Below are 16,073 nucleotides of genomic sequence, written 5' to 3' on the forward strand. Positions count from 1 at the left end.
CAAATGACAGCTCCAGGCGTGGGCATGGCCAGGTTCGTCCATAGGGCCGTACATGAGCCAGCCTCAGATCTGTCTGCAGCGATGTGCTGTCATATAACGGCGCTCGGTCCAGCCTCAAGCGCGGGACGTTGAAGTACGGTCATACGATGTATATAGGACGATTAAGAGTGTGAAGCGCACCTGAGCTGCTGCGAATACCCACTGAGCTGAATTTTGAATCTGGTAAATAAATGAAATCAACAATTGGAAAGTCTTGTGGGCCTAAGGCAATCCATCTTATTTCCTATATTTCCATGGCGCCTATTTCCTATATATCCAGCTCGGCCTAAGCATTCCGCATGATGGCTCGAATCGTCTTCCTTCTTATAATGAATGGGCAAGCAATTCGACAATATTCTCCAAAACATCATGGGAGGCGTTGGCATGAGAAAGAAGCGTTGGGTGGCAAGATTATTATTGCTCACGATGCTGACGGTGGCGGTACCGGGAGTGGCTGGGGCTGCAGTCTCTGGCGCTGCGGCGGTGGAGGTCGTAGCCACAGTCAGCCTGCGCGAAGCGCCCGGCACGAGCGGCGATCTGATCCGTTATCTGAAAGCCGGAGAGTCGTTGACGCTGCTGCAAGTCGTGAACGGCAGCTGGCTCCAGGTCCGGGACGGCGGCGGGAAGACGGGCTATGTATCCTCGGATGCCAAATACGTAAAAACGGCGACCGAATCGGCAGCTGCGGAGCGAACGGCCATCATCCGCGCGACGGTGACGCTTCGGACGCAGCCTGCGACCTCCGGAGACAAGATCCGTATGCTCAAAGCGGGAGAAACCGTCATCGTGACGGACAAGCCTAACGCCTACTGGTATGCGGTCCGGGACAACGACGGGAAGACCGGCTACGTCAGTACCTCGGAGGATTACATAATCTTGACTGGCGAGATGCCGACCCCGACACCGCCGTCCATACCAAAACCGACGTCGACACCTACCCCGACACCTACCCCGACCCCAACGCCGACCCCGACCCCGACGCCCGCATCAAAGCCGGCGCAGGCGCAGACGGCGACCGTCCAAGCCACGGTCACGCTGCGGTCGCAGCCCTCTACTTCCGGGGACAAGCTCCGCATGCTGAAGGCCGGGGAGACGGTTGTCGTGACGGGCCAGCCGAACGGCTACTGGTACGCGGTTAAGGACGCGAACGGCTTGTCGGGCTACGTGAGTTCGTCTGACACTTATATTATCCTGAACAATGCGGTGCCGACCCCGACACCAACGCCTACATCAACACCAAAACCGACGCCGACCCCGACGCCGATCCCGACCCCAACCCCGACCCCGACCCCGACGCCGACCCCGACGCCGACGCCGACGCCAACACCGACGCCAACACCGTCCGCGTCGGACAAGGCAGAGGCTGTTATCGCAGCCGGACTCCGGTACTTGGGCACGCCGTACGAATATGGCTCGGATCGGGGCAACACGGACACCTTCGACTGCTCCGACTTCGTGCGGCAGGCGTTCAAGGATGCGCTCGGTCTGGTGCTTCCGGCAGACTCGCGCAAGCAGGCGGCCTACTTGCGGGAGCGCGGGACTGGCATTACGACCGACTGGCACAATCTGAAGCGCGGAGACATCATGTTTTTCATGAGCTATATCGGCTCCAAGGCTTCGCTCTACGCAGACAAGCAGCCGTTCGGCGAAACGGTCACCCACACGGGCATCTACCTGGGAGACGGACAGGTGCTGCAGACCTACTCCGTCGCATCCGGCGGCGTGCGCATCGACAGCATGGCGGGCAAGCATTGGGAGTACAGATTCCTCTTCGGCGGCAGCGTGCTCTGAGGCGGCTGGCATCCGAGATATCTGTATCGCCCGGTTACCACACAAAAAAATCGGCTTGCCGTCCACGGACGGCAGGCCGATTTTTCTGTGAGCGGCGGATGCGATTACTCCGCAGCGGGCGCGACGTCCTCCTGCAGCAGGGACAGGATGGATTCGGCGCACTTCGCAGGGTTGTATTCTGCGTTGCGAAGCGCCAGCAGGATGCCCCTGTGCTGATCGGATGCGTAGGGCTCCTGGATCAGACGGAACCAGCGGTCGATCGCCTCCGTCGAAGTCAGCGGTTCGCCGAAGCCGTGCGTCACGAAGTACTCGAGGTTCTCTTCCTCCTGACCCGGGATCGGTTCGTAGAACAGCATCGGAATGCCCTTGGCCATCCCCTCGGTGCAGGTCATGCCGCCCGGCTTGGTGACGAGTAGATCCGACACGTCCATCAGCTTGCTGATCTCCTTGGTGAAGCCGAGCACCTTGATGTTCTTGTGCTGGAACTTGGGCTCCGCGAGCAGCTTCTCCCGGGCTTTGTCGTTGCTGCCCATACACAGAATCAGCTGTACGCGATCGGCGAACGTGGTCATATGCTCGACCATCTGTTCCTCCGTCATCAACCCCCAGCCGCCGCCCATGACGAGCACGGTCGGCATGTCCGCGAGCTCGAACTGCGCCAGAATCTCCGCGCGGTCGTGCGGATGCCAGAAGTTCGGGTGGACCGGAATGCCGGTGACGACCACCTGCGAAGGCGATACGCCCTGGGAGATCAGACGGCTGCGGACAGTCGGAGAGCTGACCAGATAGGCGGTCACCTCCGGATTGGTCCAGGTGGCGTGAGCGTCATAATCCGTTATCAATGTATAGAGCGGCACGTCGAAGCCAAGGCGCTTGAGCCGGCTGACGACCGCATTCGGAAAGGGATGCGTGCATACAATCATGTCGGGCTTGAGCTGCCGCACGACATCGGATACATGATTGTAGAACAGCCGATGCAGCGCGAACCGGGTCAGACGGTTCAATGATTTGTGATAGTGGCCGCGATACAGCTTGCCGACCAGCTTGGGCTGCTTGATGACGGTCTTGCGGTAGGCGGACAAGATGAGCGGACCGATCACGGGGTTCAGGAACGTCCCCAGCTCGATGACGCGCGTCTGCACGCGGGGAGACAGTTGTCTGAGACCCACGGATAGCGCGTATGCCGCCTGTGTATGTCCGGTGCCGAAGCCTTCGGAGAGCAGTAGAATTCGTTTTTTGCGCATCGGAACAGATCCCCCACTTTACCTACTACCATATTACGCGATATGGAAGCTCCCGTACAAGTCCGAACGATAACGTTTACAAGATTTATGCGCTTAGACAGAATACGCCATCTGGACATGCAATACGGACGCCGCTGCTGTAAAATGAATAAACGATAAACAACTGGAGGCTGAAGCGATGCTGGCAGAGGGACAAATAGAGGGACAAATCGTCAAGGTGGAGCATAAAACCGGACAATATATCGGAAAGATCGCAAGTGCGGACGGCCGGCGCGCGCTGGTCGAGATTATGGCGGTGCTGCGCCATCCGGAGCAGGGCGATCTGCACAGCGCGTACAACCCGGATGCGCCGATCTTCCACGAACGCCGGGCGTCGGCCGAGCGGGAGAAGGTATGGGTGATGCTGAAGGATGCCGCCCCGTTCGCGGGAGATGTGCCTGACTACCGGGATTCGCTGGCTGCCGCATGGCAAGCGGAGGTCCGTCGCATGGACCGCATGCGGCGTTGGGCGGAGCAGTGTCTTGTGCGGCTGGATGCCGTCGGGCGCGATTACGGCTTGCAGAACTGATCGCATATCATCGGTTGAAAGTAAGGGGAAGGTATGATATTCTACTTTCTAGAACGAAATGACCAAATTGTTATTTTGGTCATTTCATTTGGAATATGACGGTCAGGGGGAACAAAAGTGGATACGACGAGCGAGCGGCGACCGGTCGACCGGCGCAAGCAAGTGCTCGAAGCGGCAGCGCGCTCGTTTGCCGCGTTCGGCTACAAGGCGACGACGATGGACCGGGTGGCCAAGACCGCCGGCGTGGGAAAAGGGACGATTTATACTTTTTTCTCCAACAAAGAAGAGCTGTTCGAGCAGATCGTCAAGGATCTGATCGGCGAGCTCAAGGCTGTCGCCGAGCGTACGCTTGATCCGGCGCTTCCTTTTGCCGACAATCTGCTGCGCATTCTTCAGCAGGTGCTGGCCTATCGCGACAGGCACGGTCTGATCGTCAAGCTGTCGCAGGAGGTCAAGGAGTTCGGCACACCGATGGCGACCGGCGGCCTCGAGGCGGTGGAGCGTTCCATCATCGCCTATATCGCCGGGCATGTGACCGAAGCGATCGACAAGGGCGAGATTCGCTCGGTCGATCCGGCGCTGACCGCTTATATGATGCTGAAGATGTACTTGGCGCTGACGGACATGGGCAGACATCTGCACGAGCCGCTCGACGCGGACGAGGTGCTTGCGAATTTCCGCTTGTATTGCCTGGAAGGGCTGGCGGTCGGCTGATCGCTTCTTTTTTTGCTTCATACTGACTGTTTGAGAGTGTTGGTCAATTGGTTTGAGGACGCAGGTCTTCAATGTTAACGCAAACGTTTGAGGAGAGATGGTCATGAACAAGTTAAAGGCGGCCGGCGGCGTTATATCCGGCGAATTCCGCAGGCTGACGGGCAGCAAGATGGCGATGATCTCGATACTCGGTCTGGCGCTCATCCCGCTCATGTACAGCGGCATGCTGATCGGAGCCTTCTGGGACCCGTACGGCAAGCTGGACAACATGCCGGTCGCGGTCGTCAATCAGGACAAGGGCGCGGAGCTGAACGGGGAAAAACTGACGGTCGGCAGCGATCTGGTCGACGAGCTGAAAAAGAACCCGGAGTTCAAATGGGTGTTCACCGACGAAAAGGATGCGATGGATGGGCTTGAGGCGCATCGGTATTCGCTCGCATTCGTCGTGCCCGAGGACTTCTCGGCGAAGACGGCAACGCTGCAGGACGATGCGCCGCAGCAGGCGAACGTCCAATTCTATGTCGACGACGGCTGGAATTATCTGACGAGCCGGATCGGAGAGTCGGCGGCCGCCAAGCTGAAGGGCGACGTCGGCCGCGAGGTGACGAAGGCGTACGCCAAGGCGGCGCTCGAATCGGTCGGCGACGCGGCGAGCGGCCTCGGCGATGCGGCGGCGGGCGCGACGAAGCTGGCCGACGGCGCCAAGGATGCGGCGGGCGGCGCGCAGACGCTGCACGACAATCTGGCCAAGCTGGCGGACGGCACGATCAAGCTGAAGCAGGGCGTGGGCCGCCTGGCGGACGGGGCCGCGAGCCTCACGAGCGGCGCCGGCACGCTGGCGGGCGGCTCGGCGAAGCTGGACAGCGGCCTGAAGCAGCTGACGACAGGGCAGGGCAAGCTGGCGTCGGGCGCGGCGGATGCGGATGCGGCTGCGGGCCAGCTGGCCGCCGGCGCCGGACAACTGGCGGACAGCGCCGCGAAGCTCGAGGCGGGAGCCGGGCAGGTGCAGGCCGGCACGGCGCAGGTCGCGGACGGCGCAGGGCAGCTCGCCGCCGGGCTGGCGCAATACGCGGCCGCGCATCCGGACGACGAGGCGCTGCAGAAGCTGCTGGCCGCCTCGCAGCGCGTGGCGGACGGCGCTTCGCAGACGCAGCAGGGCGCGGCGTCGGTGGCGGGCGGCGCGTCGCAGCTGGCTGCGGGGCAGCAGCAGCTGGCGGACGGCGCGTCCCGGCTGCATAGCGGTACGACGACGCTGCGCCAGGGGCTCGGCCAATTCGGCGCGAAGCTGGCAGAGGCGGAGACGGGCGCGTCGCAGCTGGCGGCGGGCGCGGGCCAGCTGGCCGCCGGCGCCGGTACGCTCGCGAGCGGCATCCGGGATGCCGGCGCAGGCGCGGGCACGGTTGGCAGCGGCGCGTCGCAGCTGGCGGACGGCTCCGTCAAGCTGCAGGACGGCCTGCGGCAGCTGGAGAGCGGGTCGAGCGAGCTTGGCGCGAAGCTGCACGACGCCTCCAAGGAAGCGGCCGGCGTCAAGAGCGGCGACGGTCAGACGGAGATGTTCGCCGATCCGATCGCCGTCTCCGAGCACAAGCTGGCGGACGTGCCGAACTACGGCACGGGCATGGCGCCGTATTTTCTGGCGCTCGGCCTCTATGTCGGCGTGCTGATGTCCACCGTCATCCTGCCGCTGCGCGACGCGGCCGGCAAGGTGAGGAGCGGCTGGAGCTGGTATCTGTCCAAGCTGCTGCTGTTCGCGCCGGTCGTGCTGCTGCAGGTGGCGCTGGCCGACACGGTGCTGCTCTACGGCATCGGACTCAAGGTGCCTGACGTCGCGGCCTTCTACGGCATCAGCGCGGTCATCGCCCTGACGTTTATGACGATCGTACAGTTCCTCGTGTCGCTGGCCGACACGGTCGGCCGCTTCGTGGCGGTCGTGCTGCTCACGCTGCAGCTGGCCTCAAGCGAGGGCACGTATCCGAAGGAGCTGCTGCCGCACTGGCTGCAGGTGATCGGCGACTGGATGCCGATGACCCATGCGATCGAGGCGCTGCGTCTGGCGCTGGCCGGACGGTCGGTGTCCCTGATCGGCGAGCAGCTGCTCGATCTGGCTGCGTTCGCGGTTGTCTTCATCGCGCTGACGCTGGCATTGTTCGCGGTTCGCAGCCGCAAGATCAAGCCGATCCAATCGCAGCTGGGCACGCTGCAGGCGTAAACCGCGGCGACTTGAGCGACATTGCCGGCGGCCTTCGGGCCGCTCGGGGTGTCGCTCTTTTGCTTGTCGTCAGGACAATGCATATATTTTGAGCCGCAATTTGCGACTAATGTCCCGATTATTCGCGATTTTATTCATTTTCGAAGGACATGCGCCGTTAAAGAGAATAAGGACTGACCATTGGCAAGCTAGAACAACGACATGGGAGGAATTCACACAAGATGATGAAATTTGACAGACCGCCCGAGCGCCGCAGCGGATGGCTGCCGCGAGTGACGGCGGCTTGGCTGGCGGTGCTGCTGGTCGCGGGATTGCTCGGGTCGGCGGGAGCCGCCATGGCCGCTACGACGATCACTTCGGTGAAGTTGGATGAGCTGAGCGCCAGCGAGAAGACGATCTATGTCGACGACGGCTCGCTGAGCCTGCTGCTGTGGGCGACGACGACGGACAGCTCCACCGGCGGCAGCTCGACGACCAATGTGACGAACGATGCCACTTGGGTATCGTCGAACTCGGCCGTGACCGTCTCGAAGGGCGTCGTGACGGCGACCGGCGAGGCTTCGAACGTCGTCGTCACCGGCAAGTATCAAGGCTACTCGGCCAGCGTGACGCTGAACGCCAAGTATCACTATTCCGAACTGAAGCTCAAGGTCAAGGGCGCGTCTGCGGACGCTGCGGACAAGCTGGACGTCAAGATGGGTCAGGACGTCGACCTTCAGGCGTTCGGCATCAACGGCAGCGATCGCACCGAACTGACCGACAAAGCGACCTGGACATCCTCGGATTCGTCCGTCGTCAGCGTATCCGCAGGCAAACTGACGGTGAATGCGGCCGGCAAGGCGACGATCACCGCGAAGTATCAGGGCCGCACGGATACGCTCGCTCTCACGGTGGCTTCGCCCTACAAGTCGATGTCGATCGTGGATGCGGAGGAAGCGAACAAAGGTCCGTTTGAAATGCAGGTCGGCGAAGATCCCAAGCCGCTCGTCGCAAACGTGCTGCCCACTAACGGAGAGAGCGTGTCCGTAACGGACGATGCGACCTGGAAGAGCAGCAACGAGGCGGTGGCCAAGGTCGACGAGCACGGCGTCATCACGCCGCTCGCGGCAGGGACGGCGACGATCACCGCGAGTTATCTCGGTGTCAGCGCGACCGCGATCGTGGCGGTGCGCACGCCGTTCGAAGCGTTGATCTTCACGCCGAGCGCCGCGCAGCATCTGTCATTGTCCGGCGGCCCGCTGACGATCACCGCCAAGGCGGTTAACGGCGCGAGCAAGGTGCTCGATCTGCAGGATGCCGTATGGGAATCTACGAATTTGAACGTGATCTCCGTGAACGGCAGCGGCAACAGTGCGACGATCACGCCGTGGGGCAAGGGGACGGCAACGGTCAAGCTGACCTACAAAGGCGTATCCAAGGAGCTGTCCGTGACGGTCTATCCGACCGTGAGCAAAATCGAGCTCGCCAAGGACAAGATGGACGTATTCGTGGACGACACCGGGGACCTGCCGCAGGTCAAAGGCACGGCGCTGGACGAATCGACGGTCGACGTATCCAAGCTGGCCAAGTGGACTTCCTCCGACACGTCGGTAATCAACATCGACGCAGACGGCAAGTGGACGGCGCTCAAGACCGGCAAGGCAACGCTGACCGCGACGGTATCGAAGGGCTCCGGTTCTACCGCCACGGATACTGTTGAAGTCACGGTCAGCAAAAAGGTGCTGACGCTGCTGCCCGATCAGGACAACATCAGCCTCATCATCGGGCAGACGGTCGCGCTGCCGAAGGTGACGGCGGTCTATGAAGACGGCGAAGAGGCGAACGATATCGGTGCCGATATCGTATGGAAGTCGGCTTCGACCAGCCTGATCGTCAAGGATGCGAACATGAAGGGACTGCTCGCGGTCAAGACGACGCTGACGGGTACCTACCTGAACAAGACCGTGAAGGTCACGGTTACCGTCGAAGAAGAATACACAAGCTATCAGATCGAGCCTGCTGCGCTGTCGCTCACCCTGAACAAGTCGCAGAGCATCAAGGTGACGGGCAAGACCAAGAGCGGCAAACTCGTCAACCTGAGCTCGCGCCTGACCTGGACCTCGGCGGACGAGTCGATCGTCACCGTGAAGGGCAGCTCCGCGAAGTCCCTCGCCGAGGGCTCGACCAAGCTCACCGCGTCTTACCAGGGCAAGACGCTGACCGTGCCCGCGACCGTGAAGGCCAAGCTGACCAAGCTGACGGTATCCGACAGCGCGCTCGATCTGGCCGTCGGCGCCGCGGATTCGGTGAAGGTGACGGCGATCTACGAGAACGGCCGCACGCTGGATGCCACCGCCTACTCCGCATGGACGGCTTCGTCCACGAAGGTCGCCAAGGTGTCCGGCGGCGTCGTAACCGCCGTCGGCAAAGGCAGCGTCACCGTCAAAGCGTCCTACGGCGGCAAGACGGTCAATGTGCGCGTCAAAGTAAAGTAACACAGTCGCTTCTTTATTTAAGCCGTCAGGCGTCCATCAGGACGTCTGGCGGCTTTTGTGCGGCTGCGCCCATAATCGCACCGACGACACTCCGATCTATACATCCGCGCTACCTTGCACATTCGCACATCCGCACATCCGCACTTCCTCGCCACTTCGCCGCCCCTTCGAGCCCCTCGCAGCCACCCCATTTTGTGCGGTTCCGCTGCCCAAGTCTCGCCAACTTCACACGTTTCCCCGCCGATCCCCCCTGCACCGCCCGGCCCGCTGTTCTCCGCAAGCTTCTGCATAGTCACGCGGACTGAATGGCAACCTTTGTACATGCAGGCTTGAGTGGGTATTCGCGCGAATCGGGGAGAAGGCTTACCAGCGCAAAAAAAGGCCCGCGAACGGGTCGCGGGCTTGTCGGCGGGACAGCGGTTTATGAATTGATGAATGCAGTATGCAGCTTCGCTTGGTAGGCGACCTGGTAGTCGAGGCCTTCCGTGATGGCGGCGAGCGGTACGTAGGTTTTGTTTTCTTTGCCGACCTTCTGGAGGTAGGCGGGCACGTTCAGCGTACGGGCCACGCCGTTCACCAGGATTGTCTTGGCGCCGATTGTGAGCTTGACTTCGCGGCCGTTCTGCTTGAAGACGGCTGTCTTGGTCTTGTTGTCCCACTTGAGCTCGGCGCCGGTCGCGGCGGCGACGTCGCTGAGGGCGAGGAAGGTCGTGTTGCTCTTGAGCTGCGGCTTGTTCGCCGTCGCGAGCAGCTTGCCCTTGATGTAGACGGCCGGCGCGGGATTCGCGGCTTTGTCCGAGGGGGCGATCTCGGTGTAAGCGGGCCAGATCGGCGCCGCGAACGCGCGAGCGATCTGCTCGTAGCCCGCCTGGGTCGGGTGGATATCGATGATCCCGAACAGCGGGCTGAAATGGCTGTACAGCACTTCCTGACCTCTGAACACGCTGCCGACATGGGCGACGTCCACCTGCACGCCTTCGGCTGCGAGCTTCGTCTGAATATCGTCCAGCCGGGCGCTGAGCTTGTCGATGGCGGCATTCAGCGCCTTGTACATCGTATCGCCTGCGATCTTGGACACGGGCGAGTATTGGTCGGCCACTTCGATGCGGGCTTGCGGGGCCAGCGTGTGCAGCGTGCGCAGGTTGGCTTGCAGTTGTTCTGCATAAATATTCAATTTATCGTCAAATGCGGCTTCGAAGGCGGAGAGCGCGTCTCCGTTCGCTTCGCCCGTCAGCCCGCGCACGAGAGCGGCGAAGTCGTTGCCGCCGATGGACAGCGTCACGAGGTCGGCGTCGGCCAGGCTGTCGCGAATCTCGGGCGCTCTGGCCGCGACCGAGTCGGCCTGCGCCTTGGCGTCGGCTGCGTATGCGGAATAGTCCTGCAGCTCGTCTGCCGTCAGCTTTGTTCCGGTGGTCGCGCCTTCGAGCAGCTTCGTGAGACCCGCGCTCTGCAGGCCCAGCGCCCCATAGTTGTCGAGCCGGGCGCGGCCGCCCAGCAGCGCGTTCACATACAATCTGTCGGCATAGCCGTAGATGTCGGCGGCGCGCGTGACGCCCGGCTCGTAGCCGAGGCTGATCGAGTCGCCGAGCGCGACAATTCTGAATTCGTCGTGGGCCGCTGCGGCCGTCTGCTGCGCCGTATCGGCCGCACTCGCTGCAGTCGCGGCGGGCAGGACGCCGATCGCGATTCCGAGCAAGATGGCCGCCGGGCGGCGTCCGTGATGAATGGACATCGAATTCTCCTCTCGAAGGCAGGTCAGGCTGCGGGAATCAGCCAAGCATTGATTATCGCCTTCATAAAAATATTAAATTGCCATAGCTTGCGCGCTAATGTTAAAATAGCATAACAATAAACATGTATATTTATAAGCTTTACACGAATTTTCGAAGCAAATTCCGAACGATCTCCCGTTCCCTCGCCGTTTTCCTTCGATTATTCGGGCGTTACTGCGTTGCCATTCATATTGTAGCAGAAAATATGATTCCGCGCGCCGCTCGCCTGCCGTCTGCCGTCCCTTTTTTCCGACCGGCCTGACACCGGCGAATCTTTGACAGTCGACACCCCATTTTTCCTATAGAAAGGTTGCGCTTCATCATGACACAATTCGTGAATGGGTTGCCCCCGAAGCAGGGGTTGTACGATCCGCAATACGAGCGGGATGCCTGCGGAATGGGGTTCGTCGCCCACATCAAGGGCCGGAAGTCACATGACATCGTCGAGCAAGCCTTGAGCCTGCTCATCAACATGGAGCATCGCGGCGGCCAGGGCAGCGAGCCGAATTCCGGCGACGGCGCGGGCATTCTGCTGCAGATTCCGCATGATTTCTTCGCGCGGGAGACGGGTGCGCTCGGATTTGCGCTGCCGGAGGCGGGGCAGTATGCGGTCGGCATGGTATTCCTGACGCAGGACGCTTCCCGCCGCGCCGAGCACGAAGCGCTGCTCGCGGACATCGCCGCCGAAGAAGGCCTGTCCATCCTCGGCTGGCGCACGGTGCCGACGGACGACAGCACGCTCGGCATCTCGGCCAAGCGCGTCAAGCCATGCGTCCGCCAAGTGTTCATCGGACGCCCTGCCGCGCTCGCCGACGACCTGGCTTATGAGCGCAAGCTGTACGTGCTGCGCAAGCGCGCGGAGAAGGCGATCCGCTATTCCGGCATTCCGGACGGCGAGATTTTCTACGTGCCGAGTCTGTCTTCCAAGAAGATCATCTACAAGGGCATGCTCACGACGGAGCAGGTCGGCCATTTCTATACGGAGCTTCACGACCCTGCACTGGTGTCCGCGATCGCGCTCGTTCACTCGCGCTTCTCGACGAACACGTTCCCGAGCTGGGAGCGCGCGCATCCTTTCCACTATCTGATCCACAACGGCGAGATCAACACGCTGCGCGGCAACGAGAACTGGATGCACGCCCGCCAGACGCTGTTCGAATCCGAGCTGTTCGGCGCCGATCTGGACAAGGTCAAGCCGGTCATCAACCACGACGGCTCCGACACCGGCAAGTTCGACAATACGTTCGAGTTCATGTACCTGGCCGGCCGCCCGCTCGCGCACTGCGCGATGATGATGGTGCCCGAGCCTTGGCAGAACGACGAGCTGATGGACGACGACAAGCGCGCTTTCTACGAATATCACAGCACGCTTATGGAGCCGTGGGACGGTCCGGCCGCGATGGGCTTCACCGACGGCGTCCAGATCGGCGCTGTCCTCGACCGCAACGGCCTGCGTCCTGCGCGCTATTGCGTAACCAAGGACGATATCATCATCATGGCTTCCGAAGCGGGCGTCATCGAGATTCCGCAGGAAGAGATCGTGCTCAAGGACCGTCTGCGTCCGGGCCGCATGCTCATGGTCGACACCAAGGAAGGCCGCATCATCGCCGACGAGGAGCTCAAGAAGGCGATCGTATCCGAGCATCCGTACCGCGAGTGGCTCAACGAGCATCTCGTCGATCTCGAGGAGCTGCCCGATGCGCTTGAGCTGCCCGAGCTCGATCACGCGACGGTGCAGCTGCGCCAGCAGGCGTTCGGCTATTCGTTCGAAGACGTGCGCAAGATCATCGAGCCGATGGCGACCGCAGGCGTCGAGCCGCTCGCTTCGATGGGCTACGACGCGCCGCTCGCCGTGCTGTCGGATCGTCCGCAGCGCCTGTTCAACTACTTCAAGCAGCTGTTCGCGCAGGTGACGAACCCGCCGATCGACGCGATCCGCGAAGAGATTGTCACCTCGACGTACACGACGGTCGGTCCGGAGCGCAACCTGCTCAATCCCGAGCCCGAGAGCTGCCGCCACATCCGCCTCGTGTCGCCGATTCTGTCCAATGAGGACTTCGCGAAGCTCCGCCACGTCCACCGTCCGGGCTTCAAGTCGATCACGCTGCCGATCTTCTTCACGGCGAGCGAAGGCGAAGCCGGACTGAAGCGGGCGCTTGACGGCCTGTGCGAAGCGGTCGACCGCGTCATGAAGCACGGTCACAACATCCTGATTCTGTCCGACCGCGGCGTCGACGCGGACAATGCGGCGATCCCGTCGCTGCTGGCCGTATCGACGGTGCATCACCACCTGATCCGTCAGGGCACGCGGACCAAGGTCAGCATCCTGCTCGAGTCCGGCGAGCCGCGCGAGGTGCATCACTTCGCACTGCTGATCGGCTACGGCGTCAGCGCGGTCAATCCGTATCTGGCGTTCGAGACGCTCGACGACCTGATCCGCCAGGGCATGCTGCGCAACATCTCGCACGAGAAGGCGGTCAAGAACTACCTGAAGGCCGCGAACAAGGGCGTCGTGAAGGTGCTGTCCAAGATGGGCATCTCCACGATCCAGTCGTACCGCGGCGCGCAGATCTTCGAAGCGATCGGCCTGCGCGGCGATCTGATCGACCAGTACTTCACCTGGACGCCGTCCCGGATCGGGGGCGTCGGCCTCGAGACGATCGCGGCGGATACGCTCAAGGCGCATGCCCGCGCGTTCGCGATCCAAGAGGGCGCCGAGCGCGAGCTGGACTCCGGCGGCGACTATCAATGGCGCAAGGACGGCGAGGATCATCTTTTCAATCCGAAGACGATCCACACGCTGCAGATGGCGACGCGCTCCAACGACTACAAGCTGTACAAGAAGTTCGCCGCGCTCGTGCAGGGCGAGTACGAGGAGATCCGCACGCTGCGCTCGCTGCTCGACTTCAAGCTCGACCAGCCGCCGGTGCCGCTCGAGGAGGTCGAATCGGCCGAGTCGATCTTCAAGCGGTTCAAGTCCGGCGCGATGTCGTTCGGCTCGATCTCGAAGGAAGCGCATGAATCGCTGGCGATCGCGATGAACCGCATCGGCGGCAAGTCGAACTCCGGCGAGGGCGGCGAGGACCCGGCGCGCTTCATTCCGGATGCGAACGGCGATTCCCGCCGCAGCGCGATCAAGCAGGTCGCCTCGGGCCGCTTCGGCGTCACGAGCTACTACCTGTCCAACGCCGACGAGATCCAGATCAAGATGGCGCAGGGCGCGAAGCCGGGCGAAGGCGGACAGCTGATGGGCCGCAAGGTGTACCCGTGGGTCGCCGAGGTGCGCGGCACGACGCCGGGCGTCGGCCTCATCTCACCGCCGCCGCATCACGACATCTATTCGATCGAGGATCTGGCGGAGCTGATCCACGATCTGAAGAACGCGAACCCGAAGGCGCGCATCAACGTCAAGCTCGTCTCCGAGGTCGGCGTCGGCACGATCGCGGCGGGCGTCGCCAAGGGCCGCGCGGACGTCATCCTCGTCAGCGGCTATGACGGCGGCACCGGCGCTTCGCCGATCGGCTCGATCCGTCACGCCGGTCTGCCGTGGGAGCTCGGCCTGGCCGAGACGCATCAGACGCTCATCCTGAACAATCTGCGCGACCGTGTCGTCGTGGAGACGGACGGCAAGATGATGACCGGCCGCGACATCGCGATCGCCGCGCTGCTCGGCGCCGAGGAGTACGGCTTCTCTACCGCGCCGCTCGTCGTGCTCGGCTGCATCATGATGCGCGTCTGCCAGCTCGACACCTGTCCGGTCGGCGTCGCGACGCAGAATCCCGAGCTTCGCAAGAAGTTCATGGGCGATCCCGAATACGTCGTCAACTATATGCGTTTCCTCGCCGAGGATCTGCGCGAGATTATGGCTCAGCTGGGCTTCCGCACGATCGAGGAGATGGTCGGACGCACGGATCGTCTCGACACGAAGAAGGCAATCTCGCACTTCAAGGCGAAGGGCGTGAACCTGACCGACCTGCTGTACATGCCGGAACTGCCGGAAGGCTCGGCCCGCTTCAACCGCAAGTCGCAGAACCATGGCCTCGAGGAGTCGCTCGACATGCAGCATCTGCTGCAAGCGGCCCTGCCTGCGATCGAGAACGGCGAGCGCGTGCGCGGCACGTTCCCGATCAAGAATACGAACCGTGTCGTCGGCACGATCGTCGGCCATGAGGTGACGAGCCGTCACGGCAAGGCCGGACTGCCCGAGGACACGATCGCATTCCACTTCGTCGGCACGGCCGGCCAGAGCTTCGGCGCCTTCATCCCGAAGGGCATGACGCTGACGCTCGAGGGCGACGCCAACGACTACATCGGCAAGGGCCTGTCGGGCGGCAAGCTCGCGGTATTCCCGGCGCAGGCGGCGACCTTCAAGGCCGAGGACAACATCATCGCCGGCAACACGGCGCTGTATGGCGCCACGGGCGGCGAGGCGTACATTCGCGGCGTCGCGGGCGAGCGGTTCGCGGTGCGCAATAGCGGCGCGAGCGTCGTCGTTGAGGGCGTGGGCGACCACGGCTGCGAATATATGACGGGCGGCCGCGTCGTCGTCCTGGGCCGCACGGGCCGCAACTTCGCGGCCGGCATGTCCGGCGGCATCGCGTACGTCGTGGACTGGAACGGCGACTTCGTGAAGAAGTGCAACTTCGAGATGGTCAGTCTGGAGTCCCTCGAGGAAGAGCGCGAGATCGCCGAAGTCCGCAGTCTGATCGAGAACCATGTCCGCTATACGGACAGCGAGCTTGGCGAACGCGTCCTGCGCGATTGGGATTCGGTATTGCCGAAGATTGTGAAGGTCATCCCGAAGGATTACAAGCGGATGATGGAGCAGATCGAGAAGGTCAAGGCCCAGGGTCTAAGCGGCGAGCAAGCGCTGCTGGCCGCCTTCGAAGCCAACATGCGAGACTTGTCGCGTGTCGGCGGCAACTGACGATATTCGCGTTATGACGACAACGCCTGCTCCCGCAGACCGTGCGGAATCGGGCGAGATTTGAGAAAATGAACAAAAAAGACTGTCTATAACGAGGGGCGCTGCGATCCATTTTCGCAGCGTCCCGCTTTTTTTAATGGACTTTCGAAGCGTCTATTCCTGAACTGTCAGACGCTTCGGGGCTTGCGCCGGGCAAGCGGTCCTACGCCCGCAATCCCGCTTGCCGCGCGGTTTTACCGCCTCTTCCTTTGTCAGCTAAGCTCTCTCGGCATCCTCTCCCGCCTTGCAGATTGCGCCCTGCTTAACATCGCTGTATGGATTGCATAGACATCCCG

Annotated in this window: 8 protein-coding genes; 6 read left to right on the forward strand and 2 right to left on the reverse strand. The window is 62.2% G+C overall.

Going from position 1 to position 16,073, the window contains the following annotated elements; all coding sequences use genetic code 11:
• The first annotated feature begins 423 nt into the window (after positions 1 to 423).
• Positions 424 to 1,830 carry a C40 family peptidase gene (locus VQ071_RS15490; RefSeq protein ID WP_340514979.1) on the forward strand — a complete coding sequence of 469 codons (1,407 nt, stop codon included), beginning with the start codon at positions 424 to 426 and terminating at the stop codon, positions 1,828 to 1,830.
• A gap of 104 nt (positions 1,831 to 1,934) precedes the next feature.
• Here VQ071_RS15490 and VQ071_RS15495 read toward each other — a convergent pair whose 3' ends face one another.
• Entirely contained in the window at positions 1,935 to 3,074 is a 1,140-nt protein-coding gene (locus VQ071_RS15495; protein ID WP_340514980.1) for an MGDG synthase family glycosyltransferase, read from the reverse strand.
• A 178-nt stretch (positions 3,075 to 3,252) separates the two neighbouring features.
• On the opposite strand from VQ071_RS15495, the gene kapB reads away from it, so the two are divergent.
• The 4 genes from kapB to VQ071_RS15515 all read left to right on the forward strand — a co-directional run bounded on the left by kapB (position 3,253) and on the right by VQ071_RS15515 (position 9,039).
• Positions 3,253 to 3,642 carry a sporulation phosphorelay system protein KapB gene (gene kapB / locus VQ071_RS15500; protein ID WP_340514982.1) on the forward strand — a complete coding sequence of 130 codons (390 nt, stop codon included), beginning with the start codon at positions 3,253 to 3,255 and terminating at the stop codon, positions 3,640 to 3,642.
• Between the two features lie 117 nt (positions 3,643 to 3,759).
• Positions 3,760 to 4,356, forward strand: coding sequence for a TetR/AcrR family transcriptional regulator (locus VQ071_RS15505; protein WP_340514984.1), 597 nt, complete (start codon positions 3,760 to 3,762; stop codon positions 4,354 to 4,356).
• Positions 4,357 to 4,459: 103 nt separating this feature from the next.
• Positions 4,460 to 6,565 carry a YhgE/Pip domain-containing protein gene (locus VQ071_RS15510; protein WP_340514985.1) on the forward strand — a complete coding sequence of 702 codons (2,106 nt, stop codon included), beginning with the start codon at positions 4,460 to 4,462 and terminating at the stop codon, positions 6,563 to 6,565.
• A gap of 221 nt (positions 6,566 to 6,786) precedes the next feature.
• Positions 6,787 to 9,039: an Ig-like domain-containing protein gene (locus VQ071_RS15515; RefSeq protein WP_340514986.1), complete on the forward strand. Its 2,253-nt coding sequence runs from the start codon at positions 6,787 to 6,789 to the stop codon at positions 9,037 to 9,039.
• Positions 9,040 to 9,460: 421 nt separating this feature from the next.
• On the opposite strand, the gene VQ071_RS15520 is transcribed toward VQ071_RS15515, so the two are convergent.
• A complete protein-coding gene (locus tag VQ071_RS15520) occupies positions 9,461 to 10,771 on the reverse strand; it encodes a stalk domain-containing protein (RefSeq protein WP_340514987.1) in 1,311 nt (436 codons plus the stop codon).
• A gap of 362 nt (positions 10,772 to 11,133) precedes the next feature.
• On the opposite strand from VQ071_RS15520, the gene gltB reads away from it, so the two are divergent.
• Positions 11,134 to 15,738, forward strand: coding sequence for a glutamate synthase large subunit (gltB, locus tag VQ071_RS15525; protein ID WP_340514988.1), 4,605 nt, complete (start codon positions 11,134 to 11,136; stop codon positions 15,736 to 15,738).
• Positions 15,739 to 16,073: the final 335 nt, after the last annotated feature.

It is taken from the genome of Cohnella sp. 56, from assembly GCF_037963805.1.
Taxonomy (GTDB): Bacteria; Bacillota; Bacilli; order Paenibacillales; family Paenibacillaceae; genus Cohnella.

What these genes read in the sequence shown, in the direction of transcription:
- VQ071_RS15520 (WP_340514987.1), bottom strand. Translation starts at nt 10,771, where the DNA reads ATGTCCATTCATCACGGACGCCGCCCGGCGGCCATCTTGCTCGGAATC.
- VQ071_RS15510 (WP_340514985.1), top strand. Translation starts at nt 4,460, where the DNA reads ATGAACAAGTTAAAGGCGGCCGGCGGCGTTATATCCGGCGAATTCCGC.
- VQ071_RS15490 (WP_340514979.1), top strand. Translation starts at nt 424, where the DNA reads ATGAGAAAGAAGCGTTGGGTGGCAAGATTATTATTGCTCACGATGCTG.
- VQ071_RS15495 (WP_340514980.1), bottom strand. Translation starts at nt 3,074, where the DNA reads ATGCGCAAAAAACGAATTCTACTGCTCTCCGAAGGCTTCGGCACCGGA.
- kapB (WP_340514982.1), top strand. Translation starts at nt 3,253, where the DNA reads ATGCTGGCAGAGGGACAAATAGAGGGACAAATCGTCAAGGTGGAGCAT.
- VQ071_RS15515 (WP_340514986.1), top strand. Translation starts at nt 6,787, where the DNA reads ATGATGAAATTTGACAGACCGCCCGAGCGCCGCAGCGGATGGCTGCCG.
- gltB (WP_340514988.1), top strand. Translation starts at nt 11,134, where the DNA reads ATGACACAATTCGTGAATGGGTTGCCCCCGAAGCAGGGGTTGTACGAT.